The sequence below is a fragment of the Microbacterium protaetiae genome, from assembly GCF_004135285.1.
Taxonomy (GTDB): Bacteria; Actinomycetota; Actinomycetes; order Actinomycetales; family Microbacteriaceae; genus Microbacterium; species Microbacterium protaetiae.
This window is the reverse complement of the sequence record NZ_CP035494.1, coordinates 1,661,402-1,684,838: the sequence shown is the minus strand read 5'-3', so window position 1 is coordinate 1,684,838 and position 23,437 is coordinate 1,661,402. Positions and strand designations below refer to the sequence as shown.

Annotated in this window: 23 protein-coding genes; 10 read left to right on the top strand and 13 right to left on the bottom strand. The window is 66.7% G+C overall.

From position 1 onward, the window contains the following. Nucleotides 1-838 precede the first annotated feature (838 nt). Together ET475_RS07855 and ET475_RS07850 are read right to left on the bottom strand one after the other, a co-directional pair. The gene (locus tag ET475_RS07855) at nucleotides 839-1,357 is read right to left on the bottom strand and encodes a DNA-3-methyladenine glycosylase I (RefSeq protein WP_242497842.1); all 519 of its coding nucleotides are present in this window, start codon (nucleotides 1,355-1,357) and stop codon (nucleotides 839-841) included. A 243-nt stretch (nucleotides 1,358-1,600) separates the two neighbouring features. Next, nucleotides 1,601-3,724, bottom strand: coding sequence for an acyl-CoA dehydrogenase family protein (locus ET475_RS07850; protein ID WP_129388244.1), 2,124 nt, complete (start codon nucleotides 3,722-3,724; stop codon nucleotides 1,601-1,603). 173 nt (nucleotides 3,725-3,897) lie between these two features. Here ET475_RS07850 and ET475_RS07845 point away from each other — a divergent pair, with 173 nt between their 5' ends. Together ET475_RS07845 and ET475_RS07840 are read left to right on the top strand one after the other, a co-directional pair. Beyond that, nucleotides 3,898-4,404 (top strand): GNAT family N-acetyltransferase, encoded by a 507-nt coding sequence (locus tag ET475_RS07845; RefSeq protein ID WP_165310820.1) that lies wholly within the window; start codon nucleotides 3,898-3,900, stop codon nucleotides 4,402-4,404. 27 nt (nucleotides 4,405-4,431) lie between these two features. Continuing rightward, nucleotides 4,432-4,746, top strand: coding sequence for a type II toxin-antitoxin system VapC family toxin (locus ET475_RS07840; protein ID WP_165310818.1), 315 nt, complete (start codon nucleotides 4,432-4,434; stop codon nucleotides 4,744-4,746). Nucleotides 4,747-4,815: 69 nt separating this feature from the next. On the opposite strand, the gene ET475_RS07835 is transcribed toward ET475_RS07840, so the two are convergent. Beyond that, a complete protein-coding gene (locus tag ET475_RS07835; protein ID WP_129388235.1) occupies nucleotides 4,816-5,478 on the bottom strand; it encodes a TetR/AcrR family transcriptional regulator in 663 nt (220 codons plus the stop codon). Nucleotides 5,479-5,696: 218 nt separating this feature from the next. Here ET475_RS07835 and ET475_RS07830 point away from each other — a divergent pair, with 218 nt between their 5' ends. Both ET475_RS07830 and ET475_RS07825 read left to right on the top strand, forming a co-directional pair. Next, complete coding sequence (locus tag ET475_RS07830; RefSeq protein WP_129388232.1) at nucleotides 5,697-6,449, top strand: SDR family NAD(P)-dependent oxidoreductase; 753 nt, start codon at nucleotides 5,697-5,699, stop codon at nucleotides 6,447-6,449. A 43-nt stretch (nucleotides 6,450-6,492) separates the two neighbouring features. Beyond that, complete coding sequence (locus ET475_RS07825) at nucleotides 6,493-7,152, top strand: NAD(P)H-dependent oxidoreductase (RefSeq protein ID WP_129388229.1); 660 nt, start codon at nucleotides 6,493-6,495, stop codon at nucleotides 7,150-7,152. Between the two features lie 73 nt (nucleotides 7,153-7,225). Here ET475_RS07825 and ET475_RS07820 read toward each other — a convergent pair whose 3' ends face one another. Continuing rightward, nucleotides 7,226-8,344, bottom strand: a complete 1,119-nt coding sequence (locus tag ET475_RS07820; protein ID WP_129388225.1) for an alkene reductase — start codon at nucleotides 8,342-8,344, stop codon at nucleotides 7,226-7,228. 116 nt (nucleotides 8,345-8,460) lie between these two features. Between ET475_RS07820 and ET475_RS07815 the strand changes: the two genes are divergently transcribed. After that, a complete protein-coding gene (locus tag ET475_RS07815; RefSeq protein ID WP_207205439.1) occupies nucleotides 8,461-8,940 on the top strand; it encodes a MarR family winged helix-turn-helix transcriptional regulator in 480 nt (159 codons plus the stop codon). Here ET475_RS07815 and ET475_RS07810 read toward each other — a convergent pair. The 6 genes from ET475_RS07810 to ET475_RS07785 form a co-directional block, all read right to left on the bottom strand. Beyond that, nucleotides 8,924-10,600 carry a formate--tetrahydrofolate ligase gene (locus ET475_RS07810; RefSeq protein ID WP_129388219.1) on the bottom strand — a complete coding sequence of 559 codons (1,677 nt, stop codon included), beginning with the start codon at nucleotides 10,598-10,600 and terminating at the stop codon, nucleotides 8,924-8,926. The two genes, ET475_RS07815 and ET475_RS07810, sit on opposite strands and share 17 nt — an antisense overlap. A gap of 109 nt (nucleotides 10,601-10,709) precedes the next feature. Beyond that, on the bottom strand, nucleotides 10,710-11,795 hold the full coding sequence (locus tag ET475_RS07805; RefSeq protein WP_129388216.1) for a Gfo/Idh/MocA family protein: 1,086 nt from the start codon (nucleotides 11,793-11,795) through the stop codon (nucleotides 10,710-10,712). A gap of 10 nt (nucleotides 11,796-11,805) precedes the next feature. Beyond that, on the bottom strand, nucleotides 11,806-13,119 hold the full coding sequence (locus ET475_RS07800; protein WP_129388211.1) for a TRAP transporter large permease: 1,314 nt from the start codon (nucleotides 13,117-13,119) through the stop codon (nucleotides 11,806-11,808). 1 nt (nucleotide 13,120) lies between these two features. After that, nucleotides 13,121-13,726: a TRAP transporter small permease gene (locus tag ET475_RS07795; RefSeq protein WP_165310816.1), complete on the bottom strand. Its 606-nt coding sequence runs from the start codon at nucleotides 13,724-13,726 to the stop codon at nucleotides 13,121-13,123. Between the two features lie 115 nt (nucleotides 13,727-13,841). Further along, entirely contained in the window at nucleotides 13,842-14,858 is a 1,017-nt protein-coding gene (locus tag ET475_RS07790) for a TRAP transporter substrate-binding protein (protein WP_129388205.1), read from the bottom strand. A gap of 284 nt (nucleotides 14,859-15,142) precedes the next feature. Next, nucleotides 15,143-16,192: a LacI family DNA-binding transcriptional regulator gene (locus ET475_RS07785; RefSeq protein ID WP_129388202.1), complete on the bottom strand. Its 1,050-nt coding sequence runs from the start codon at nucleotides 16,190-16,192 to the stop codon at nucleotides 15,143-15,145. A gap of 172 nt (nucleotides 16,193-16,364) precedes the next feature. Between ET475_RS07785 and ET475_RS07780 the strand changes: the two genes are divergently transcribed. The 5 genes from ET475_RS07780 (at nucleotide 16,365) to ET475_RS07760 (ending at nucleotide 21,331) form a co-directional block, all read left to right on the top strand. Beyond that, entirely contained in the window at nucleotides 16,365-16,586 is a 222-nt protein-coding gene (locus ET475_RS07780; protein WP_129388199.1) for an adenine nucleotide alpha-hydrolase family protein, read from the top strand. Nucleotides 16,587-16,685: 99 nt separating this feature from the next. Continuing rightward, nucleotides 16,686-18,086: a glucuronate isomerase gene (gene uxaC, locus ET475_RS07775; protein WP_129393782.1), complete on the top strand. Its 1,401-nt coding sequence runs from the start codon at nucleotides 16,686-16,688 to the stop codon at nucleotides 18,084-18,086. After that, nucleotides 18,083-19,444, top strand: a complete 1,362-nt coding sequence (locus tag ET475_RS07770) for a mannitol dehydrogenase family protein (RefSeq protein ID WP_129388196.1) — start codon at nucleotides 18,083-18,085, stop codon at nucleotides 19,442-19,444. Before uxaC ends, ET475_RS07770 begins: the two co-directional genes overlap by 4 nt. A 116-nt stretch (nucleotides 19,445-19,560) precedes the next feature. Continuing rightward, nucleotides 19,561-20,799 carry a D-mannonate dehydratase ManD gene (gene manD, locus ET475_RS07765; protein ID WP_129388193.1) on the top strand — a complete coding sequence of 413 codons (1,239 nt, stop codon included), beginning with the start codon at nucleotides 19,561-19,563 and terminating at the stop codon, nucleotides 20,797-20,799. After that, complete coding sequence (locus tag ET475_RS07760; protein ID WP_129388190.1) at nucleotides 20,789-21,331, top strand: gluconokinase; 543 nt, start codon at nucleotides 20,789-20,791, stop codon at nucleotides 21,329-21,331. The genes manD and ET475_RS07760 overlap by 11 nt, the downstream gene beginning before the upstream one ends. A gap of 24 nt (nucleotides 21,332-21,355) precedes the next feature. Here ET475_RS07760 and ET475_RS17825 read toward each other — a convergent pair whose 3' ends face one another. The 3 genes from ET475_RS17825 to ET475_RS07750 form a co-directional block, all read right to left on the bottom strand. After that, nucleotides 21,356-21,652, bottom strand: a complete 297-nt coding sequence (locus ET475_RS17825) for a hypothetical protein (protein WP_165310814.1) — start codon at nucleotides 21,650-21,652, stop codon at nucleotides 21,356-21,358. Next, on the bottom strand, nucleotides 21,649-22,719 hold the full coding sequence (locus tag ET475_RS07755) for a hypothetical protein (RefSeq protein ID WP_129388187.1): 1,071 nt from the start codon (nucleotides 22,717-22,719) through the stop codon (nucleotides 21,649-21,651). Before ET475_RS07755 ends, ET475_RS17825 begins: the two co-directional genes overlap by 4 nt. An 85-nt stretch (nucleotides 22,720-22,804) precedes the next feature. After that, complete coding sequence (locus ET475_RS07750; protein WP_129388184.1) at nucleotides 22,805-23,407, bottom strand: hypothetical protein; 603 nt, start codon at nucleotides 23,405-23,407, stop codon at nucleotides 22,805-22,807. Nucleotides 23,408-23,437: the final 30 nt, after the last annotated feature.

Here is a 23,437-nt window from a genome sequence, read left to right as displayed (position 1 = left end):
CGGCGGCCGGGCACCGACGGCCGGGGATGCCGCGGCTCGGGCGGCTTTGCGTTCGTCACACAGGACGTTCTGTCAAAACCCCACCCCAGACGCCCCGACACGCCCGGGATCCGCATTCCATCCTGCGACATGAACGCCGCAGCGCGGCCGGTCGCCGGGATGTGCGGCGGGCGGCGGGTGCCACGGCGGCGTGCGGCCGGCTGCGTCCGGCGGGTGCCACGGCGGCGAGGTGCGTGCGCCGGATTCGGCGGCCGGGTGGGGCGGCTCGGCCGGGTGGGGCGGGTTCAGCGGCCGGGCACCGACGGCCGGGGATGCCGCGGCTCGGGCGGCTTCGCGTTCGTCACACAGGACGTTCTGTCAAAACCCCGCCCCAGACGCCCCGACACGCCCGGGATCCGCATTCCATCCTGCGACATGAACGCCGCGGCGCGGCGCGGCCGCCGGGATGTGCGGCGGGCGGCGGGTGCCACGGCGGCGTGCGGCCGGCTGCGGACGGCGGGTTCAGCGGCCGGGCACCGACGGCCGGGGATGCCGCGGCTCGGGCGGCCTCGCGTTCGTCACACAGGACGTTCTGTCAAAACCCCACCCCAGACGCCCCGACACGCCCGGGATCCGCATTCCATCCTGCGACACGAACGCCGCAGCGTGGCACCGCGGCCCGGCGGCCAGGGGATGCCGCGGCTCGGGCGGCCTCGCGTTCGTCACACAGGACGTTCTGTCAAAACCCCACCCCAGACGGCCCGACACGCCCGGGATCCGCATTCCATCCTGCGACACGAACGCCGCCGCGCGGCACCGCGGCCCGCGCCGCCGCGCGGCACGGCCGCCCGAACCGCAGTCAGGTCGTGCGCCAGCATCCCACCACATGGTCATCGACCATGCCGGTGGACTGCATCAGCGCGTACATCGTCGTGGGGCCGACGAAGCGGAAGCCGCGGCGACGCAGTTCCTTGCTCATCGCGGTCGACTCCGGCGTGACCGCCGGCACCTCCGCGAACGACACCGGTCGTGAGTGCGGTGCCATCGGCGCGAACGACCACAGCAGCGCGTCGAGTTCGCCGTCGGCCATATCGACCACCAGCCGGGCGTTGCCGATCGTCGCCTCGATCTTCGCGCGGTTGCGGATGATGCCGGCATCGGCCATGAGTCGCGCCACATCGTCGTCGCCGAACGCGGCGACCTCCGCCGGCTCGAACCCGGCGAACACCTCGCGGAACCGGGGCCGCTTGCGCAGGATCGTGATCCACGACAGGCCGGCCTGAAACCCCTCGAGCGCCATCTTCTCGAACAGCGCCCGGTCACCGTGCAGCGGGGTGCCCCACTCTTCGTCGTGATAGCGCTGGTATTCGGCATCCATCCCCGTCCACGCGCAACGCGCGCGGCCATCGGGTCCGGTCTGCAGGCTCACCCGCTCAGCCTAACCATCGCTCCCGACACGATGATGGGGGCCGCGTTCCCGATTCGCGACCCCCGGGTGAAGATGCCACGGTGCGAGCCCGACCCGCCTGATCGACGGCGTCTTCACTATGTACGTCTACGCAGAGACGATTTCCTGTCACAGAATCCGTGAACGTTACCATTCTGTGACTTTTGCGGCGAGTTACTTCTTCTGCTTGCGCAGCGTCTTCTCGCTGATCGGCGCCTCGCCCGAGGCCGCGAGCGCCGCGTAGTAGGCGCGCGCTTCGTCCTGGCGCTGCTGCTCACCGCCCAGCGCGATGGGTGCACGCACGTGCTCGGGCGCGAACCCGAAGGCGTCGACGAGGTCCTGCGCGTGCGGACGCAGCCGGGTGCACAGCCGGCCGATGTACCGAGAGACGGATGCCGCGCGCTGGCCCGAGAGCCGCCCCGAAATGAGGTACCACGCCAGGTGCTTCTCGATCAGATGCAGCCCGAACAGATCACGAAGCCACGTGAGCACGCGCCGGGTACCGGCATCCGTGATGGCTTCGACGGCCTCGGCGAAGGCCTCCCACTGCAACAGCTCGCCATGGGCGCGGGCGGCCTCGATGAGTTCGGCCTGGTGCTCGTTGAACAGCGCGGCCGCCTCTGCCGGCTTCAGCTTGGATGCCGGGCGCAGCGCGGTGGCCACGTCGGTGACCATCTGCTCGACGCGGCCGGCGAGCAGCTCATGCTGCTGCTCGGCGCGCAGCCCGAGTTCGACCGAGCGGGCGGTCGAGCCGAAGTCGGCGACCGACTGGCCGAGCTGGCGCAGCCCCGCACCGTGGAAGATCTTGCCGGCCGTCTGCCCGACGGCGTAGCGGGCCAGGGATGCGGCATCCTTGCCCTTGAATTGCTTGGCGAAATCGCTCAACAGACGCTTGCCGACCAGCTGCAGCAGGATGGTGTTGTCGCCCTCGAATGTGGCGTACACGTCGAGGTCGTGGTGCAGGTCGACCAGGCGGTTTTCGGCCATGAAGCCCGCGCCGCCGCAGGCCTCGCGGCATTCCTGGATCGTCTCGAGCGCGTTCCAGGTCGACAGCGGCTTGAGGGCCGCGGCAAGGGTCTCGAGATCCTCGCGCTCAGCAGGGGTGTCGTGCTCGCCGCCGAAGACGCCGTCGAAGCGGCGCAGCAACTGGTCGTGCGAGAAGAACTGCGCGTAGGTCTGCGCGAGGCGGGGCAGCAGGCGGCGCTGATGCTTGCCGTAGTCGAGCAGCACGACCTCGTCGGTGCCCGCGCCCGAGTCGAACTGGCGCCGCTGGTTCGCATACGTGATGGCGATGTACTCGGCCAGGGCGGCACCGGTGGTCGATGCCCCGTCCAGCGACACGCGGCCCTGCACGAGGGCGCCGAGCATGGTGAAGAAGCGCCGGCCGGGGCTCGGGATGTCGCTGGAGTATGTGCCGTCGGCTGCGACGTCGCCGTAGCGGTTGAGCAGGTTCTCGCGCGGGATGCGCACGTGGTCGAATGCGAGGCGTCCGTTGTCGATGCCGTTCAGGCCACCCTTGACGCCGTCGTCTTCACTGCTGACCCCGGGCAGGTTCTGGCCGTTCTCGTCGCGGATCGGCACGAAGAAGCAGTGCACGCCGTAGTTGACGCCGCCGGTGATCAACTGTGCGAAGACAGTGGCGGCACGTCCGTGCAGGGCCGCGTTGCCGAGGAACTCCTTGGTCGCCGCGCGGAACGGGGTGTGGATGACGAACTCATCGGTTTCGGGGTCATAGGTGGCCGTCGTGCCGATGGCCGCGACATCCGACCCGTGTCCCATCTCGGTCATGGCGAACGCGCCCGGCAGCTTCAGGGTGCGCACGTCGTCGAGCCACTTGGCGTGGTGCTTCGTCGTTCCCAGCTGCTGGATGGCCGAGCCGAAAAGCCCCCACTGCACGCCCGCCTTGATCTGCATGCTGGGGTCTGCCAGCACGAGCTCTTCGAACGAGGCGAGGTTGCCGCCGTTGTCGCCCTGACCGCCGTGCTCGACCGGATAGGCGCGGCCGGCCGCTCCGGCATCGACGAATCGGTGCAGCTGCCCGAGCACGCGCTCGCGGTGCTCGGGCATCGGCTGACCGGGGATCTGCCAGAACGCTTCATCCTTGATCATCTCGCGCGATTCGCGGCGGGCGTCGGCCCACGTGCCCAGCAGCAGCTCACCGACCGCGGCAATGTCGATGCGGGGCTCGAGCGCGTCGGCGCGCTGCGCCTCGGCGGCGCTGCGTGGTGCGGTGGGTGCGCCGCCGGCGGGGGTGCGTTTGTGAACCGAGGGCTTCTTCGAACGGACGACGTCGACCATGGGGCACCTTTCCAGAGGGATCACCCTTACCGTAGGTCTTCCACAACCGGGCCCCAAATGGGTTGATGGATGCGACAACCCGGTGCGCTCGCGGGGCCTGGGCAGGTTGTGGCATCCACACACCCGCCTTCGCTTCCGAGGCCGATGTCGGAGGGCGGGAGGAGGATCGGGCCATGAAGGTGACATTGGAGCCATGGGCTGAGGCCGACCTGCCGCTGCTGGAACGGGCCAACACCCCCGAAATGACCCGCTACGTCGGTGGGCCTGAGCCGGCCGAGAAGCTCATCGAGCGTAACCAGAGATACCTGCGGCTCTCGGCATCGGGCGAGGCCGAGATGTTCCGCGTCGAGGTCGACGGCGAGCCCGCCGGGGGCATCGGGTTCTGGCAGGTCGACGAGGGCGGCAGACCAGCATACGAGACAGGGTGGAACACGCTGCCCGAGTTTCAGGGGCGGGGCGTTGCCCGTGCAGCACTGCGGATGCTGATACCCCGCGTCGTCGCGCGCGGCGACCGCGACCTGCTCGTCGCCTACCCCGGGCAAGACAACGCCGCTTCGAACGCGCTGTGTCGCGGCGCGGGGTTCGTGCACACCGACTCGGGAAGCGAACCCTGGCGCGGCGGTGTGCTGCACTACAACGTGTGGACTCTCACGCTGACCCAGCAGGCCCTCGGCCGCTGACCTCATGACTCTGTGCCCGAAGTTCCGATGAACAAGTTCAAGGCGAACCCTTCGGCGTATGCCGAGTCGGGAGCGCTCGTGACAGTGCACAACCGGCCGCGCCTGCGCGTGGTCCCCATCGTCTCCGACGATCCCGAACGGCTGACCGAGATCAAGGCGCGCTTGCGGTTGCTGGGCGCGCTTGCGTCCCCCGACGAGGTCGAGCGCGAACGCCGCGCGCTGGCCGCCGACCGAGATGCCGATCGGCTCGCAGCGCACGCGGTCAGTGTCGGCGCATCACTGATCACTGCCGACACAGGATTCACGCGATTCGCCGAGCTTGACGTCACTTTCGCGGACTGACGCACGTCTCGACCGCCGCGCGCCCGGCCGCGGCATCCTCACCCGAACGTCTCGGCGAGCGGTTCCGCGTTAGTCCGCCGCGTGGAGGTCGACCATCGCGTCGTAGAGCTGCTGCTCGGTCATCGGTGGCTCAGGGATCGGGTGCGCCCGCGGGGCGCGGTAGGCGTCGAGCATGAGGTGGAGATGACGCCGCCACGCGGTGGGCGCGGCGGTGCTGGTCGCGTCGATCACGCGGCCGTTGGACCAGATGAGGGTGACGATGTCGGCCATCGTGAGGTCGGGGCGCACGACACCGGCGTCTTGGGCGCGGCCGAGTACGTCTTCGATCTGTTCGCAGATCCGGTCATGGATGCGCTCGATCTCGGCGTTGCCGGGGAAACGGCGAGAGAGAAAGTCGTTGAAGCCCCGGTCCCCGGCCTGCACGCGAAACAGGTTCTCCAGGTAGGAGGCGAACGCTTCCCACGGGTCATCGATCCTTCGGGCTTGGTCCGCGCCATCGGCGAACTCCCGAAGTCGAGGCGCGAAGGCGGCCAACAGCAGATCAAGGCGGGTCGGGAAGTGGCGGTACAGCGTCCCGATGGCGACGCCGGCGTCACGAGCGATCTTCTCCAGCGACGCATCCACGCCGCGGGCGGCGAACTCGTCCTGCGCGGCCGCGACGATCCGATCCCGGCGTTCCTGGGCGTCCCGGCGCCAGGTCTTCCGGGTCTGCTCGACGTCGATGGTGCTCACATGGCCAATGTACCTCTGAGTCCTGTGGTGCTCGGCGGTCGGCTTCGCCCGCCGCCGGGTCGGGAACCGTTCTTGATTCTTTGCAACATGAGGAATAGGTGAGGCGCCCCTCCGGTTCGGTCCCAGTATCCGGAGGGGTGCCTCACCTAGACGTTCGAACCAACCGAGCGCCGAGAACCCCAGAACCCGGCGACACACCACTCACGAAGGAGTACGTCATGAGCACGATCAGCACCACGGGAAAGCTCGATGGGAAAGTCGCAGTGATCACCGGCGCGACCAGCGGCATGGCACTGGCCGGCGCGAAGCTGTTCGTCGATGAAGGCGCCCATGTGTTCATCACCGGGCGACACCCAGACGCGGTGGACGAGGCCGTGAGGCAGATCGGCCGGAACGTGACCGGGGTGCAGGCCGACTCAGCCGACCTGGATGATCTTGATCGTCTCTTCGAGACGGTCAAGCAGAAGAAGGGCGCCATCGACGTGTTGTGGGCGAGCGCCGGAGGGGGCGAGCAGGGCAGCCTCGGCGAGATCACCGAGAAACAGTTCGATGCGGCCTTCGCCCTGAACGCGCGCGGCACATTGTTCACGGTGCAGAAGGCACTGCCGCTGTTCAACGACGGCGGCTCGATCTTCATGACCGGCTCGAACGCGTCACTGCGTGGGTACCCGGATTGGAGTGTGTACGCGGCGAGCAAGGCCGTGCTGCCGGCCTATGCCCGGGTGTGGGTGGCCGAACTGCGCGACAGAAGAATCCGGGTGAACGTGTTGACCCCCGGCCAGATCGCCACGCCCATGATGATGGCAGCTCTGCCCGCGGAGTTGAAGTCGCAGTTCGAGTCGGTCATCCCTCGTCGCGAGATGGGCAGCCCCGAAGAGATCGCCTCGGTGGCGCTGTTCCTGGCCTCCGACGATTCGAGCTACATCAACGGCTTGGAGGTGGTCGCGGACGGCGGCAGCACGGTGATCTGAACCCCCGATGAACACGTGAACAGATAAAAATAAAGGAGACACCATGACACTGTTCCGCCTCGACGCAAGCGTCTTCCCCGACCGATCCGCCAGCCGCGAGCTCGCCGACATCGTCGAAGCACAGTGGACCGCGGCACATCCCGGCGAAGCGATCGTGCGCCGCGACATAGGCACCAAGCACCTTCCCGCGAACATGTGGGCCGAAGCGGTGGTGGGCCAACAGCTGTCGCAAGCCGACCGGAGCCCCGTCCAGCAGGCTGCCGTCGAGTTGGCGGCAACCCTTGCCGACGAGTTGCTCGGTGCCGATGCCCTGCTTCTGGCGGTCCCCCTGTACAACTACGGGGTCTCGCAGCACATGAAGGCCTGGTTCGACATCCTCTTCACGGATCCTCGCATCCAGGAGGGCGGCGCCGAGCTTCGCTCTCGCCCCGCCCTGCTGGTGACCGTCACGGGCGGCAACTACGGGCCCGGAACGCCGAAGGAGGGATGGGATCACTCCACCGGCTGGCTGCAACGTGTGCTGGCAGACGTGCTGGGCCTGGATCTGACCATCGTGCAGCGCCGGTTCACTCTGGTGGGCGTCAACCCGGCCCTCGACCGATTCATCGACATGGCCGCCGAGATGCACGAGGAGGCACTGCGCGCGGCCGAGCTCGAGGGCCGCCGGTTCGCCGAGCGCGCGCTTGAGGTCTCTCAGCGTTGACCTCACCGGCAACGGCAGACTGCTGCGCCCCCGATCACAACCGGGGGCGCAGCAGCGCTGTCATCGGGAGCGGTCAGCCGGCCACAGCGACAAGCGACGGGTAGTCGATGTAGCCGCGGTGGTCTCCGCCGTACGCCTTGGACAGATCGGGCACGGCCAGCGGGGCTCCTGTGGCAAGTCGATCGACGAGATCGGGATTCGCGATGAACAGCCGGCCGAACGAGAGCAGGTCAGCGTGGCCGTCTGCCAGGCGCTGCAGTCGAGCGCCGTGGGTGAGCGGATCGGGGTCGGCTGCGTTCAGGATTAATACCCCGTTCCAGGCTGCGCGCAGCACCGGGGTCAGCTGGGGTGCCCCGGCCTCGACCAGGTGCAGGTAGGCCAGGCCCCGGCCATCGAGTTCCTTCACGAGCATCGGGTAGACGATGTCGTGGTCGGGCTCGACCGTGTCGCCCAGTCCGTTCGCCGGCGAGATGCGCAGTCCGGTGCGTCCCGCCCCGATGGCATCCGCCACCGCGTCGACCACCTCGATGGTGAATCGGATGCGGTTCTCAACACTGCCGCCCCAGCGATCGGAACGCTGGTTGGCGTTGGGCGCGAGGAACTGGTGCAGCAGGTAGCCGTTGGCGCCGTGCACCTCGACACCGTCGAAGCCGGCCGCGATCGCGTTGCGCGCCGCCGTCACGAAATCGGCGATAGTGGCGGCGATCTCAGCCTCGCTCAACGCCCGCGGCGTGACGAGGTCGGCGCGTCCGGCGGGTGTGAACACCTGACCGTCCGCACGCACCGCCGAGGGTGCGACGGGGACAAGCGCTCCCGCCCCGACCGCCTGGGTGGTGCTCGGGTGGCCGATCCGGCCGGTGTGCATCAGCTGGGCGACGATGGTGCCGCCAGCCCCATGCACGGCGTCGGTCACCCGCCGCCAGGCCGCGATCTGCGCAGCGGAGTGCAAGCCCGGCGTGTCGGGATAGCCCTGACCCACCGGGCTGGGCTGAACACCCTCCGTGATGATCAGGCCGGCTCCCGCGCGCTGAGCGTAGTAGGTCGCCATGTCGTCGGTCGGGACTGTGCCGAACGCCCGGTTACGTGTCATCGGAGACATCACGACGCGGTTGCGCAGTTCCATGTCGCCCACGGCGATGGGCTCGAAAGCGATCGCCGTGGTGGTGTTGGTGGCGGTGGTGACGTTCGTCATCAGTTGCTCCTTCATCTTAGTTACCTAGCCGAACAACTGAATTTGCAGAGCTATTCCTGTTCGAACAACTATTTTGAAGACCGGCAGGATGCGGCATCCCGTCGTACCCTCGCTATGTGGACGAACCCGCAGGTGACCAGCCGCTCAGCCGCGCGATCTTCCGCATCGCCCGCGCGCACAAGTCCCTTGCCGCACGCCTGCTGCGCGGTGCAGGTCTGCGACCCGGTCAGGAACTCGTGCTCATGACGCTGTGGGACGAAGGGCCGCAGCGTCAGGTCGACCTCGTCGAGGCCCTCGAGTCGGATGCCGGAACGATGACGCGCAGCCTCGCCCGGCTCGAGAAGGCCGGGCTCGTGCGCAGGCGTCCGTCACCGACCGATGGTCGTGCGGTCATCGTCGAGGTGACCGAAGCCGGGCTCGCGCTGCGCGCCCAGGTCGATGCGGCGTGGGCCGAACTCGAAAGCACCACACGTGGTGCGCTGCCCGATGATCGAGTGGCACAGGTCATCGCCGACCTCGCCGACCTCGAGCAGAATGTGTCCGACGCCCTGGTGCGCCGCCGCGACGACCCGGCCCCGGTCAGAACAGTCCGGTGATCCGTCCCTCGTCATCGACGTCGATGGATGCCGCAGCCGGCTGTGCCGGCAGCCCGGGCATGGTCATGATGCTGCCGCAGATCATCACGATGAACCGCGCTCCGGCGGCCAGCCGCACTTCGCGCACGTTTATCGTGTGGCCTTCCGGCGCGCCCAGCGCCGAGGGGTCGGTCGAGAACGAGTACTGCGTTTTGGCGACGCACACCGGCAGTTCGCCGTAGCCGTCGTCTTGCAACCGCCGGATCTGCGCCCGCACGCTCGCATCGGCCGAGATGCCCTCAGCGCCGTAGATGCGGGTGGCGATGGTCGTCATCTTCTCCCACAGCGAGGCGTCCAGCGGGTACGTGTACCTCGGTTCTGTCGTCGCCGGTTCGCATTCCTCGATCACGGCGCGCGCGAGATCCTCAGCACCCGCACCGCCCTCGGCGAAGTGCTTCGCGACCGATGCCCGCACGCCCAGGCGCTCGCACGCGGCCAGCAGCGCGTCGATCTCGGCAGCACTGTCCTCCGCGCGGTGGTTGATGGCCACCACCGCGGGAAGGCCCAGCACCTCACGCACGATGTGCAGGTGACGCTCGAGGTTCACCAGGCCGCGTTCCAGCGCGTCGACATCCTCCCGCGGCAGGTCTGCGACATCCACTCCACCCTGGTATTTGAGCGACCGCACCGTCGCCACCACCACGGCCAGCGAGGGCCGCAGATCGGTCGACCGGCACAGGATGTCGACGAACTTCTCGCCGCCCAGGTCGGCGCCGAATCCTGCTTCGGTGACGACGTAGTCGGCCAGTCGCAGCGCCGAGCTGGTCGCCAGATACGAATTGCAGCCATGCGCGATGTTCGCGAACGGGCCGCCGTGCACGAACGCCGGCGTGTGCTCGATCGTCTGCACCAGGTTCGGCGCCAGGGCGTCGCGCAGCAGCGCCGTCATCGCACCATGCGCGTTCAGGTCGCGCGCCCGCACCGGCTTGCGGTCGCGCGTCTGTGCGACGACGATCTCGCCGAGCCGGCGCTTGAGGTCGTTGAGGCTCGTCGCGAGGCAGAAGATCGCCATGACCTCGCTGGCCACGACGATGTCGAACCCCGATTCGCGCGGGTATCCGTTGCCGGGGCCGCCCAGGCCCAGCACGAGGTCGCGCAGCGCACGGTCGTTGACATCGAGAGCGCGCCGCCAGGTGACCCTGCGCACATCGATGCTCAGCGCGTTGCCGTGGTGGATGTGATTGTCGATGAGCGCCGCCAGCAGATTGGTCGCAGCGGCGATCGCCGCGAAGTCGCCGGTGAAGTGCAGGTTGATGTCTTCCATCGGCACGACCTGCGCGTATCCGCCGCCGCACGCGCCGCCCTTCATGCCGAACACCGGACCCTGCGCCGGCTCGCGCAGGCAGATCATCGCCTTCTCACCCAGCCGCGTCAGCGCATCGCCGAGCCCGACGACCGTGGTGCTCTTGCCTTCGCCGGCCGGGGTCGGCGAAGTGCCGGTCATCAGGATCAGCCGCCCCTGCGGCCTGTCGGCCAGGCCCTGCACATACGGCAGCGCAATCTTCGCCTTGGTCGCGCCGTAGGGAATGACCGCCTCCGGCGGAATCCCCAGTCCCTCGGCGATCTCGCCGATCGGGCGCAGCTGCGCTGCTTGCGCGATCTCGATGTTGCTCAGGCTCATCGTCGACACCCCTGTCCGGCCACCTCGTGGGCGGCCTGGGGACAGCCTAGGCAGTACCGGTCGCCAGCGGGAGGGGATGCCGCATCTCGATGCGGCCTCCTCGCGCGTGCTATCCGCGCAGGACGTCGTCGATGAGAACGGGGTGCCCGAGCTGCGCTGAGGTGTAGACAGCACGTACAGCCGCGAGCACGAGCAGCGCCTCGTCGACGGTCGCCAGTGGTCGGCGATGCTCGTCGATCGCGGCGATCAGGTCGTCGTACTGCCGCAGATGGCCGAGCACATCCACCTTCTGGGCGCCCCTCGTGCCGCCGACACCGGGCACACGCGCCGGGGTCGAAAGCTGTACCCCACGGGCGCCGGATCGTTCGTCGGCGCCGGTGTGGAAGTACTCAAGTCGGTCGTCTTCGATCACGGCCGAGCCAGCCGACCCCATGACGTGGATCCGCACACCGATTCCGGGGTAAGCGGCGGTGGTGGCGTGCAGCACCGCAAGCGCGCCCGACGCAAAGCGGATCGTCGCCACGGCTATGTCCTCGACCTCGATGCCGTCGTGCGCCAGCAGCGCGGTCTCAGCCGAGACGCGCACCGGCCGCCCGAGAAACCAGAGAAGCAGGTCGAGCGTGTGCACGCCCTGGTTCATCAGCGCTCCGCCACCGTCCAGCGCCCACGTCCCCCGCCAGTGCGCGGCGTCGTAATAGGACTGGGGTCGCCACCACGGAACAGAAGCGACTGCCGACGTGACTCGACCAAACCGTTCGGCCGTGATCGCGTCACTCACAACCCCTGCAGCCGGATCGAAGCGATGCTGGCTGACGACGCTGCACACCTGACCTGGCGTGGACGCGACGGCATCTGCAAGGCTGCGGGCCCGAGCGAGGTCGACGTCCAACGGCTTCTCGATCAGCACGTGGCTCCCGGCGCGCAGCGCGGCCAATGCCTGCTGCACGTGCAGGCCACTGGGCGTGGCGATGACGACGAGGTCGGGCCGTGACTCGAGGGCCTCGTCGAGCGTCGTGTAGGCGGTCGGGCACGACTCCTCGCGCGCGGCGACGTCGGCGGCAAGCGCTTCTGCCGGAGCCGCGGTGCGATTGACGAGCCCCGACAACCGCAGACGTGGATGCCGCAGTGCGGCATCCACGTGTGTCCTGCCGATCGCGCCGCACCCGACGACGACGGTCGAAAGCGGCTCGGTCACGAGAATCGGGTCACCCCATCAACCCCATGACGGTCGGCAGCCACGTCGACAGCACCGGTACAAAGGTGACGATCAGCAGGCCGATGCACAACGCCCAGAAGAACGGCCAGATGCCTTTGAACACCGTCTCGATACGCACCCCTCCCACGCGAGCCGCGACGAACAGGTTGTTCCCGATCGGCGGCGAGATGTTGCCGAGGCACATGTTGAACACCATCATGGCGCCGAAGTGGATCGGGTCCACTCCGACGGCCGTGACCACCGGGAGGAAGATCGGCGTGAAGATCAGAATCGCCGGAGTCGGGTCCATGACGGTGCCTGCCAGCAGCAGCACCACCATGATGATCAACAGGATCACGACCGGGTTGCTCGTGAATCCAAGCAGTCCGGTCGTGACCAGCTGCGGAATCCGAGCGAACGCCAGCACATAGCCGAGGATGCCGGACACGCCGATAAGGAACATGATGATGCCGGTCACCTTGGTCGCCTCGAGCAGGATGCCCGGCAGCGCCTTGAACGGCAGCGTGCGCTGGATGAGGCCGAGCACGAACGAGTAGATCACGGCGATGGCCGCCGACTCGGTAGCGGTGAACCAGCCCAGGATGATGCCGCCGATCACAATGAAGATCATGAGGAGAGCGGGGATCGCCTTCAGAAACACGATCACGACCTGCCCGAAGGTCGGACGCGGGCCCGTCGCCCGCAGCTCAGGGCGCTTACGCGCGTACCAGGCGACCATCAGCACACAAATCAGCGCCCATAGCAGGCCCGGCCCGACACCGGCCATGAACAAGGCGCCGATCGAGCCGCCCGACACGAGCGCATAGATGATGAAGGTGTTGCTCGGTGGGATCAGCATGCCCGACGGAGAGGATGCCGCGTTCACGGTCGCCGCGAACCCGGGGCTGTATCCCTCCTTGCGCATCCGCGGGGTGAGCACGGTGCCCACCGCCGCGGCGGAGGCGACCGAGGCACCCGACACGGCACCGAACATGGCGTTCGCGACGATCGTGGTCTGCGCGAGCGAAGCAGGCAGTCGACCGGCCACCACGAGGGCGAGGTCGATAAGGCGCGTGGCTATGCCGCCGGTGTTCATCAGTCCGCCCGCAAGGATAAACAGCGGTATCGCCAAGAGCGTGAACGAGTTGCTCGCGCCGAAGATTTTCTGAGCGCTCGTGAAGGCTGCGTCGTCCCAGTCCAACAGCAGGAGAATGGCCAGCGCTGAGGGGAGACCCATCGCGACGGCGACGGGCAGCCCGATGATGATGCCGAGGGCGATACCGCCGACCAGGACGATGCTCGCGATGATGGTGATCGGATCCATGTCAGATCGCCTCGGCATTCTCGTCGAATTCGGGCATCGCCTTCTCGGCGCCCGACAGGATGCCGATGATGTGTGCGATGGAGTAGAAGACGATCAGTACGCCGGCGAGGGGGAGCACGACGTAGACCTCACCCACTGAGAAGGGCAGGATCGCCATCTTCTGGTGCCACGTGCTCTCTGCCACGCGCGCACCGCCGATGATGAACACGAACACAGTGAAGAAGATCACGATCAGCTCGATGACGAGGCCCATGATCGTCTGCCCGCGTTCGGGCAGTTTCTGCACGAACATCTCGACCGCGATGTGTCCACGCTCGGAGTACACGTACGCGATCGCCATGATCGCGAGAAGCACCAGGGAGTAGGTGGCCGCTTCACTTGTCCACGGTGCCGAATTGTGCAGCACCTGACGGGTGAACACCTGCCAGGCCACGACGACGACCAGCCACACGAACAGGATGATGCAGAGGGTCGCCAGCACCGCGTTGACGACACGACGGATCGCCGATAGGACTCTGACGAGTCCGCCCCAGCGCACGGGACCATGCTCTCCGCCGGGAGGAGTGCCTCCATGCGGCTCATCGTCGGGTACGGGTGGTGTGCTCATGATGCCCTCCATCGGGCCGCGACCGCTGCGGTGCGCGTCGTTGTCGTGGTGACCGGCCGGGGGCGCCGGCGGTGTCCACCACCGGCGCCCCCCGCCCGATCGTCGTGGATAGGTATTACTGCTCGGCTGCCTTGATCGAGTCGTAGAGCGCCTTCTGCGAGTCGGTCTTGAGCAGGCTGGGGACGACCGGCGTCAGCACATCGAGGAACGCCTGATTGTCGACCTCAGCGAATGTGGCACCCTCCGCCTTTGCATCGGCAATGGCCTTGTCGGTGTCCGTCTTCCAGATCTCGGTGTGGTTCTTCCACGTGGACTCCCAGCCGTCGTCGAAGGCTCCGCGGTCCGCATCCGACATCTCGTTCAGCGTCTTCGTGTTGATGACGAGGAAGTCGGCACCGATGAGGTGGCGGGTGAACGAGAAGTACGGGGCGACTTCGTAGTGCTTCGTGCTCAGATATGAGATCTCGTTGTTTTCGGCACCGTCGATGGCGCCCGACTGCAGACCGGTGTAGACCTCGCTGAAGTCCATCGGGGTGGGTGATGCCCCGAACGCCTCCATCATCTTGACGAAGACCTCACTGGGCTGCACACGGATCTTCTTGCCCTTCAGATCGGCCGGGGTCTGGGCGATCTTGTCCTTGAGATAGATGCTGCGCGCGCCCTGCGTGAGCCCACCCACCACCGTGACATTGTTGTCCTTCTCCAGCGACGTGTACAGGTCGCCGACGACATCTTTGTTGGCGAAAATGTCCATCTGCTGATCGATCGAGTCGAAGACGGTCGGCAAACTGAACACGACGAAGTCGTCGTTGTAGTTCTCCAGCTGGGGCGCCGAGACGATCGCAAGATCGACCGTGCCCGTGCTGACCTGCTGGACGTACTCGTCTTGGGGGCCAAGCTGACCGTCGGGGTAGACCTGGATGTCCCAGCGACCGTCCGTGGCCGCCTTGAGGTCCTCGCCGAACTTCTCCAGCGCGATGAACGAAGGGTGGGTCTGCGCCTGGTTCAGGGCGAGTTTCATGGTGTGGGTCGTCGCGCTGTCGTCGCCGGACACCCCGCCACTGCATGCGGCGAGGCTCAAGGCTGCGACCGCAGTGGTCGCCAACAGCGTGATTCGGGTCTTGGTCCGCATGGGATTCTCCTTTGATCGCAGTTCTGGACTTCGGGGGCGCAACGCTCCGTCTCGCGGACGGAACTCCCCCGGTGAAATCGCCCCGGGTGCGCGGTGCACTCACCGTTCGCTGTGTGGGGTCGCGCTCGGTCGTCGACTCCGGCGACCTCGCCCTACTCATTCATCCATCGGGACAAACGGATTGGCAACCAGTTGCCATAGGTTGCCCTTGTCTTGAGGTTGTATCCTGCGCGGCACGCCCGCATCATTCCCCCCGCCAGCCGCAGCGTGACAGGTTCACAGGATCATTCGGCGAGAGCCTCGACGCGCGCCGTCGACTCACGTATGACCAGACGCGCCGGCAGTAATGCGGTCTTCAGCGGCCCCCGTGAGACAGCACGCCCCGACGCGGGCCCGCCCAGATCATTCAGCAGGGTCTGAACGGCGACCTTGCCGAGTTGTCGCAACGGAGCCGCCACAGTCGTGAGCTGCGGCGTGCAGAAGTCGGCACCGAAGATGTTGTCGAATCCGACGACGGAGACGTCTTGGGGAACACGGATGCCGAGGCTCGAAAGCCCCCGGAGAAGACCTATCGCCAGCAGGTCGTTGTATGCGATGACGGCAGTCGGCGGCGTAGCTGCGAGCTCGCCCGCTGCGGAGAGACCTCCTGCCTGCGTGGGCGCGAACGGTCCGATTCGGCGTGCGCGCATTCCCAGTTCCTGCGTCGCCTCGCGCATCGCTCGCCATCGGATGCCGTTGGCCCATGAGGCGTCCGGGCCTGCGACGTATGTGATCGAGACATGTCCGAGATCGGCCAGATGTTCGACCGCACGACGCATGCCGAGCGCGTTGTCGGTTGCGACACTCGCGATGTCGCTCATGGCGCGATTCAGCACGACGGTTGGCCGCTGCTTGGCTGCGACACGGATCGAGGAGTCGGACATCCGGGACGTCGCCAGGACAATGCCCTCAACCATCGGAATCATGCGGTCGAGGGCGCGTCGTTCGGCCTCGATCGACTCCTGCACGTCGGCGACGAGCAGCGTGTATCCGGCCTCAGTCGCAGTCTCTTCGGCGCCACGCAGGATTTCGAAGAAGAAGGGATTCGTGACATCGGCGATGACGATCGCGATGAGCGACGTGCGTCCCGTCGGCAGTGCACGGGCAAGTGGATTCGTGCGGTACCCCATCTCAGCTGCCACCTGACGGATACGCTCGGCGGTTTCGGCGTTGACCCGGCCTGGACGGGCGAATGCACGCGACACCGTCGAAGGCGCGACACCGCACGCAGCGGCGACGTCGTAAATCGTCGGTCTCGAGTTCTCCGTCTTCTTTGCGCGGGATCGGTCGACCATGTGGCGAATGCTATGTGACCCCATCGGCGATGGCAACCAATGGCCACTCCCGTTGGCGTGTGTGCCAGCATCAACGGCAACTGACGGCAACAATTGTGCGACTGTGTCCCGCGGCGTGCAATTGTCGATGCAACACGTCGGCGCGATCGCCGGTGGAACGGAGTGAGAACGCGTGGACGACGAAGACACCAGTGGGGTGGAAACCGCAGAGGGCGAATTGCTCCGGCTCGGTCTGGGCGCCGTGCGCGTGTGCCCGCATGGCGACGCGGCGCTGCTTGCGGTTCCGCTCGAGCAGTTGCCGCTCCTCGCGGATGAGCCACTGCGCGGCGCCGTGGTCCGTGCCGTACGCAGAGCAGGCTTCGCGCATGTCGGGCTCGATCTCGAGGCACGCTGACGCGCACGCCGCCCTACTTGGGCGTCCGAGTGGTCCGCGGCCACATATGGCAACCGGTTGACGTCCGCTTTCACCGCCTCTCAAGATTGAACCGTGTCAATGAAGCTCGAACTCGATCCCGACCGGCTCTTCCCAGCGGACCCGCAGACGCGGGAGACTGCGCGCGCTCTCTACGCTGCTGTCGCAGACCTCCCGATCATCTCTCCCCACGGGCATATCGACCCTCGTCTCCTGCTGGACGATGAACCGTTCCCCGATCCGGCCGAGCTGTTCATCCGGCGTGATCACTACGTCACGAGACTGCTTCACGCCGACGGCGTCGATCTCGCCGACCTCGGGGCGGGAACATCGGCCGGAGACGACCCCCGCGCTATCTGGCGGCGGTTCGCCGAGCGCTGGCATCTGTTCGCCGGCACCGCTTCGGGGTATTGGCTCACCCACGCGTTCGCGACACTGTTCGATATTGACGTCGAGCCCGACTCGGCGACCGCCGATGTCCTCTACGACACGATCACCATGCATCTGGCCCGCGACGACTACCGGCCGCGAGCGCTGTTTCATCACTTCGGCATCGAGGTGCTCGCCACCACAGACGATCCCCTCGACGACCTCGCGGCCCACACCGCTCTCGCCGCAGATCCGGCATTCCCCAGTCGTGTGCTGCCCACCTTCCGCCCCGATGCATATCTGGACCCAGAGGTCCCCGGATTCGCGGAGCGCGTCGAGCGGCTGGCTGCTATGGAGGGCACGACTCCTGGAGACTTCGCCGGCTATCTGGAGGCGCTCGAATCACGCCGTGCGTACTTCATCGCGCACGGCGCGGTATCAGCCGATCACGGTGTGCGCGAACCGTATACCGTCGAGCTCGACGAAGCCGAAGCATCCGCCCTTTTCACGCGTGCCCTCAGCGGTGACATGGATGCCGGAGCGGCGCGTGCCTTCCGCGGCAACATGCTGCTGCGCATGGCTGAAATGAGCAGCCGCGACGGCCTTGTGATGACGATTCACCCAGGGGTGTACCGCAACCATTCAGGCACGACGTTCGACCGCTTCGGGGCGGACACCGGCCACGACATCCCCCTCACGACGACCTACGCCGAGAACCTCCGCCCGATGCTGGAAAGGGTCGGACTCGCGCCCGATCTGCACATCGTGCTGTTCACCGTTGACGAGACCAGCTTCTCCCGCGAGATCGCGCCGCTTGCCGGCTTCTATCCGAGCCTGTTCATCGGAGCACCCTGGTGGTTCCTCGACGCGCCCGATGCAGTGCAACGATTCCGCTCTGCGGTCACCGAGACCGCCGGCTTCTATCGTGGCGCGGGCTTCATCGACGACACCCGCGCTTTCCTCTCGATCCCCGCACGACACGACATGGCACGCCGCCTCGACGCGGCTTTCCTCGCGCGGCTCGTCCGTGAGGGCCGGGTTTCGATCGCGCGGGCCGAGCGGATCGCCACAGACCTCGTCGACAGCCTGCCTCGAAAAGTCTTCAAGCTGTGAGGGATCTGACCCGGCAAAACCTCGCTGCCGCGGGCATTTCCTCGCGCCCCGCGCCGGTGCGCATCGTGCATCTGGGCCTGGGCGCCTTTCACCGCGCCCACCAAGCGTGGTATACCCAGCGAGCGAGAGACGGGTGGGGCATTGCCGCTTTCACCGGACGCTCGCCACACGCCGCTGAGACGCTGGCCGCACAGAACGGGCTCTATGCGCTCGTCACGCGCAACGCCGACGACGATGCTGTGGAGATCGTGACGAGCATCAGCGAAGCGCATGACGGCGCAGACCTCGCCCACCTGCGCGAACTTCTTTCACGCCCGCAGGTCGGCGTGGTGACGTTGACCATCACCGAAGCCGGCTACCGAGTAGACGGTCAGGGCGCGCTCGATCTCAGCGACCCCGACGTGCAGGCGGACATCCGGGCGTTGCGGACGGGACCGCCGTCCGCCCGCGACACAGCGCCTCGCACACCACTCGGCCGCCTGCTGTCCGGTTTGCAGGCACGTCGCACCGCCGATGGCGGGCCGTTGGCGGTCGTGTCCTGCGACAACATTCCCGCCAACGGCACCATCTCCCGCCGAGCGCTGACGGCGCTGGCCGGTGAGGTCGACGCCGGGCTCTGTGCGTGGGTCTCGGCCAATGTCGCGTTCGTCAGCACCAGTGTCGATCGGATCACACCGGCCCACACTGGTGAAGTTCCCGTCGTCATCGAGGCCGGATGGCACGATGAGGGCACGGTTGTCACCGAGCCCTTCGCGGATTGGGTCCTCGAAGGCGATTTCCCCGCGGGCAGGCCGGCATGGGAGAACGCCGGCGCACGCTTCGTAGACGATATCTGCCCATGGGAGGACCGCAAGCTGTGGCTACTCAACGGCGCTCACACAATCCTCGCGGTCGCCGGTCCTGCCCGCGACAAAGCCACGGTCTCTGACGCTTTCGCCGACCCCGCATGCCGTGACCTGGTAGAGGCCTTCTGGGCCGAAGCAGTCAGGTGCCTCCCCGACTCCGTCGAGCACATCGACTATCGCCGGCAACTCGCAGAGCGGTTCGCCAACGCCCGTATTGTGCATCGCCTCGACCAGATCGCCGCTGAGACCACGACAAAGGTCCGCTACCGAATTGTGCCGATCGCGACCCGATTGCGCCGGCAGGGCGACGACGCTGCAGCTTGTGCCGCTGCCCTGACGACATGGATCAGAGCCGTACGCGTCGGCATTGCCGCTCCCGACCGGGAGAGTGCGGCCGTGCGCGCTGCGGTATCCGCCGCTGATCCGGTCTCCGCGCTGCTCAGCTTGGTCGGTGCCGACATCGATCAGGATTTCATCTCCCGGGTACGCAGCCGCCTGTCCGCCACCGACTGAGGCGACAGGCCAGGGTGCACCACGACGCAACAACTGGCAACCGATTGCCGTTCCGTGTACGGGCTGGTGTACTGGTTTTCAGCGTCGTGGTAGACGCGCGCACTCACGGAGGAACCATGCGGATCGACAAGGCAGAAGTCATCGTCACGAGCCCCGACCGGAATTTCGTGACCCTCAAGCTCACAACAGACGACGGGCTGACCGGTCTCGGCGACGCCACATTGAACGGCCGCGAGCTGGCGGTGGTGGCCTACCTCACCGAACACGTTGTGCCGTTGCTGATCGGTTGTGATGCCCATCGCATCGAGGACACCTGGCAGTTTCTATACCGATCCGCGTACTGGCGGCGCGGACCGGTGACAATGGCGGCGATTGCCGCCGTCGACATGGCACTGTGGGACGTCAAGGGCAAGGCTGCCGGTATGCCCGTATACCAGCTGCTCGGCGGCGCCAGCAGACACGGGCTGCTCGCGTATGGACACGCGTCGGGCAAGGAAATCTCCGAACTCTTCGATTCGGTGCACGAGCACCTTGAGAAGGGATATCGCGCCATCCGAGTGCAGACCGGCGTTCCAGGACTCAAGGCCATTTACGGCATCGCGTCGCAGGCCGCCGCTGCGGGCGGTGGGGAGGCGCGGTACGACCATGAGCCAGCCCGCCGCGGTGCCAAGCCTGTGGAAGAGGATTGGGATACTCGCTCCTACCTGCGGCACATTCCGACGGTGTTCGAAGCTGTTCGCAACGAGTTCGGTCCCGAGCTGCCGCTGCTGCACGACGGCCACCATCGAATGACGCCGATCCAGGCTGCCACGCTTGGCAAGTCGCTCGAACCGTATGACCTGTTCTGGCTGGAGGACTGCACCCCGGCCGAGAACCAGGAGGCGCTGCGCCTGGTGCGCCAGCACACCACCACCCCGCTGGCGATCGGCGAGATCTTCAACACCGTGTGGGACTTCAAAGACATCATTCGCGAACAGCTCATCGACTATGTCCGCGGCGCCGTCACGCACATGGGCGGCATCTCCCCGTTGAAGAAGACTCTCGACTATGCCGCTATGTACCAGATCAAGTCGGGTATGCATGGGCCGACGGATATCTCACCAGTGGGAATGGCCGCTGCGATGCATCTGGGCCTGGCCATCCATAACTTCGGCATCCAGGAGTACATGCAGCACGGAGCGAAGACAGACCAGGTCTTCGAGCAGTCCTTTACGTGGCAGAACGGGATGCTGCATCCCGGCGACAAGCCCGGCCTCGGTGTCGAACTCAACGTGGACGAGGCCGGCAAGTACCCTTACGAGCAGGCATACCTGCCCTACAACCGACTCGCCGATGGGACAGTGCATGACTGGTGACGCGTTGCCCCCCATCGTGGTGATGGGTGTCTCCGCATCGGGCAAGACCAGCGTCGCGTCGGCGTTGGCCATGCGTCTCGGCGTGCAATGGCGCGACGCTGACGACCTGCATCCTCCGGAGAACGTCGCCAAGATGGCATCCGGCATCCCCCTGAGCGACGACGACCGGTGGCCGTGGCTCGACGAAGTGGGCAGGGAGCTCGCTGCCGGCGCCGCATCCGGCGGCTGTATTTTCGCGTGCTCAGCATTGCGACGCGTCTATCGTGACCGGCTGCGCTTGCGAGCGCGGGGGGTGCTCTTCATCCACCTGACCGGAGACCCTGAGCTTCTCGCCGAACGCGCCGCCGCACGTGAAGACCACTACATGCCTGCGTCGCTGCTCCCGTCACAGCTCGCCGCGCTCGAGCCGCTCGATGCCGACGAGAACGGAGTCGTCCTCGATGTCGCGGCATCCGTCGATCAGATCACTGATGCCGCCGTCATTTGGCTGATGTCGACGCTCAACGTGACGATCCCCTCCGACTCCGCATGATTGACGGGGACGGTTCGCGTCTTCTCAGCAGGCCCCGTGGTTCTGAGGCTCTGGCGGCGAAGTAGTCGGCACCCTGCGCAGGCCGGCCGAACGTGAGGCGAGCATCATCCCGATGCCGAGGACCAGGGCGCCTGTTCCGATCAGCAACCCGAGGGTCATATCCGGCGGTCCGGTCACCGGGAGTGAAGTGACCGGCGGTGCTGGGTGCTGTGCGGCAGGGAGCGCGGGGATCTCTACGGTGACCGTCACCGTACCGTCGTCACCGCTCATCGGCGCCGGCACGACACCGGTGAACAGTATCGCGATGGCGAGCGCGATCAAGACTCGGTACCCGGCGCGACCGACGCCGATGAGCGTCCCTCTGCTCGAGCCTGGTCGATTCTGCGTTCCACCTCTGCCATCTGTCGACGACGACTGCGGCGCCACACCACCATCAGCAGTGCTGCGAACAGGAGCACAGCCAATTGCGACCATGGCATCGCGGCAATGGCGACGGTGCTCACCGAGGAGGGAGTCGCGTCGATCGGTGCGGCATCGCTGACTGATGACGTGGACGTCGCAAGTCGGATGGTCGAGACGAAGAACGGCCATTGCGACGGCACGGTGACCGATGATGTGCGATGTTCGCCCGGTGCGATCTCTGCGATCGGGTCGGCAACCACCGTACGGGGCAGAATTCCGAGGGGTCCCGCTACCGTCACCTCCGGTGCCGCACCGAGCCTGACGTTGCCTGTGTTCTGGATGTCGTACCGCACGTGGATCTCACCGGGGAGAAACGGATTGATCGATCCAACGAAGACGGCTGACACGTCCGTCTCGATCTGCGGCACGAGCTCACCCATCACGCGCGTCATCACTCGGAATCCAACCCGGGACTCGACTCCGACCTCGCCCGAGTCAGCGTCTGAGAGAATGCCGGCCGCGACACCGGCGAGATGATCACCGGGCGTCGCATTCTGAGGCACATCGATGGTGAAAGGCACCACCGCTTCACCTCCATGCGCGACACGAACCGACGGCTGAACGTCGATCCACGTGCCGGCGTCGACCGACTGCCGGTCCATCGGAAGCATGTTGAATCGACCGGTACCCGTGAAATAGCCGTCAGCCGCGGACAGCCGGAACGTCACATCGCGGGAGCTGTGATTCGTCACGACAAGATAGTCCGTCGTCTTCTCCCCGGGATCGAGGGTGAGCTCTGCCCACGCTCGACCGTCGGCGCCGGTCTCGCCGGCCGGTTGCACCGACCAGGTCACGGTATCCGAGTCGTCGTCTGACTGCGCCGCCCACGCGCTCGTGGGAAGCACCAACCCCGCCACTACCAGCGCGGTGATCGCTGCCGCGAGCACCTTGGCCCGACGTCGACCGCCCTGCCCATTTCTCAGCATCGCACCCTCATCTCGTGACTCCTTCGCGGGCCGGCACACTTGGCCGGCCCGCGAAGGAGTCGAAGTCAACTCGTCGCCGCGAAGATCACTCGAACAGCGACAGGGTCACCACGGACGCATATTCACCAGGCGTCGTGGAGGCGGCCACGCGCAAAAACAGGTCGGCGTTGGCCGTCCAAGACCCGCCCCCGTCGACTGCCGGCAGAGCGTCACCCAGATAGAGAAGCTCCTGATCGACCAGCCCCCGCTGGCCGTCGAGCACGGTTTCGACGTCGCCACCGACCGAGACGACTCCGTCACCCTCATCGTCGCCCCCGACGAAGTGGGGCGACCACCCGAAGTGGTCGGCCGAGATCGTCGCATCGTCCGAGGTGAAGTCGCTCACCGATCCGAGAACATACCAATTTGCGCCATCCGGAATCTCTTCGGCAGTGCGCGTATCGGTGACTGTCACGTTGGGCAGCACACCGGTGAACTGGCGCACCGCGTCGGTTGACCCCGACTCGGTCAGCGTGGTCTCGCCCGAGTCGACGGACAATGCGAGCACGCCGGGGGTTTCGACGGGGGCGACGTCAACGAAGACGTCGACGGAGTCCTGGTCGTCGGCGAGAGCGACGGCAGAGCCGGCGCAGACCAGCACGAGCGCGCCGAAGCTGACCGCGCCGATGCGAAGGAGGTTTCTCTTCATGAGACTGCCTTTCAAAGATGAATGTGTTGT

What these genes read in the sequence shown, in the direction of transcription:
- ET475_RS07855 (WP_242497842.1), bottom strand. Translation starts at nt 1,357, where the DNA reads ATGGATGCCGAATACCAGCGCTATCACGACGAAGAGTGGGGCACCCCG.
- ET475_RS07850 (WP_129388244.1), bottom strand. Translation starts at nt 3,724, where the DNA reads ATGGTCGACGTCGTCCGTTCGAAGAAGCCCTCGGTTCACAAACGCACC.
- ET475_RS07845 (WP_165310820.1), top strand. Translation starts at nt 3,898, where the DNA reads ATGAAGGTGACATTGGAGCCATGGGCTGAGGCCGACCTGCCGCTGCTG.
- ET475_RS07840 (WP_165310818.1), top strand. Translation starts at nt 4,432, where the DNA reads ATGAACAAGTTCAAGGCGAACCCTTCGGCGTATGCCGAGTCGGGAGCG.
- ET475_RS07830 (WP_129388232.1), top strand. Translation starts at nt 5,697, where the DNA reads ATGAGCACGATCAGCACCACGGGAAAGCTCGATGGGAAAGTCGCAGTG.
- ET475_RS07825 (WP_129388229.1), top strand. Translation starts at nt 6,493, where the DNA reads ATGACACTGTTCCGCCTCGACGCAAGCGTCTTCCCCGACCGATCCGCC.
- ET475_RS07820 (WP_129388225.1), bottom strand. Translation starts at nt 8,344, where the DNA reads ATGACGAACGTCACCACCGCCACCAACACCACCACGGCGATCGCTTTC.
- ET475_RS07810 (WP_129388219.1), bottom strand. Translation starts at nt 10,600, where the DNA reads ATGAGCCTGAGCAACATCGAGATCGCGCAAGCAGCGCAGCTGCGCCCG.
- ET475_RS07800 (WP_129388211.1), bottom strand. Translation starts at nt 13,119, where the DNA reads ATGGATCCGATCACCATCATCGCGAGCATCGTCCTGGTCGGCGGTATC.
- ET475_RS07795 (WP_165310816.1), bottom strand. Translation starts at nt 13,726, where the DNA reads ATGAGCACACCACCCGTACCCGACGATGAGCCGCATGGAGGCACTCCT.
- ET475_RS07790 (WP_129388205.1), bottom strand. Translation starts at nt 14,858, where the DNA reads ATGCGGACCAAGACCCGAATCACGCTGTTGGCGACCACTGCGGTCGCA.
- ET475_RS07785 (WP_129388202.1), bottom strand. Translation starts at nt 16,192, where the DNA reads ATGGTCGACCGATCCCGCGCAAAGAAGACGGAGAACTCGAGACCGACG.
- uxaC (WP_129393782.1), top strand. Translation starts at nt 16,686, where the DNA reads ATGAAGCTCGAACTCGATCCCGACCGGCTCTTCCCAGCGGACCCGCAG.
- manD (WP_129388193.1), top strand. Translation starts at nt 19,561, where the DNA reads ATGCGGATCGACAAGGCAGAAGTCATCGTCACGAGCCCCGACCGGAAT.
- ET475_RS07760 (WP_129388190.1), top strand. Translation starts at nt 20,789, where the DNA reads ATGACTGGTGACGCGTTGCCCCCCATCGTGGTGATGGGTGTCTCCGCA.
- ET475_RS07755 (WP_129388187.1), bottom strand. Translation starts at nt 22,719, where the DNA reads ATGCTGAGAAATGGGCAGGGCGGTCGACGTCGGGCCAAGGTGCTCGCG.
- ET475_RS07750 (WP_129388184.1), bottom strand. Translation starts at nt 23,407, where the DNA reads ATGAAGAGAAACCTCCTTCGCATCGGCGCGGTCAGCTTCGGCGCGCTC.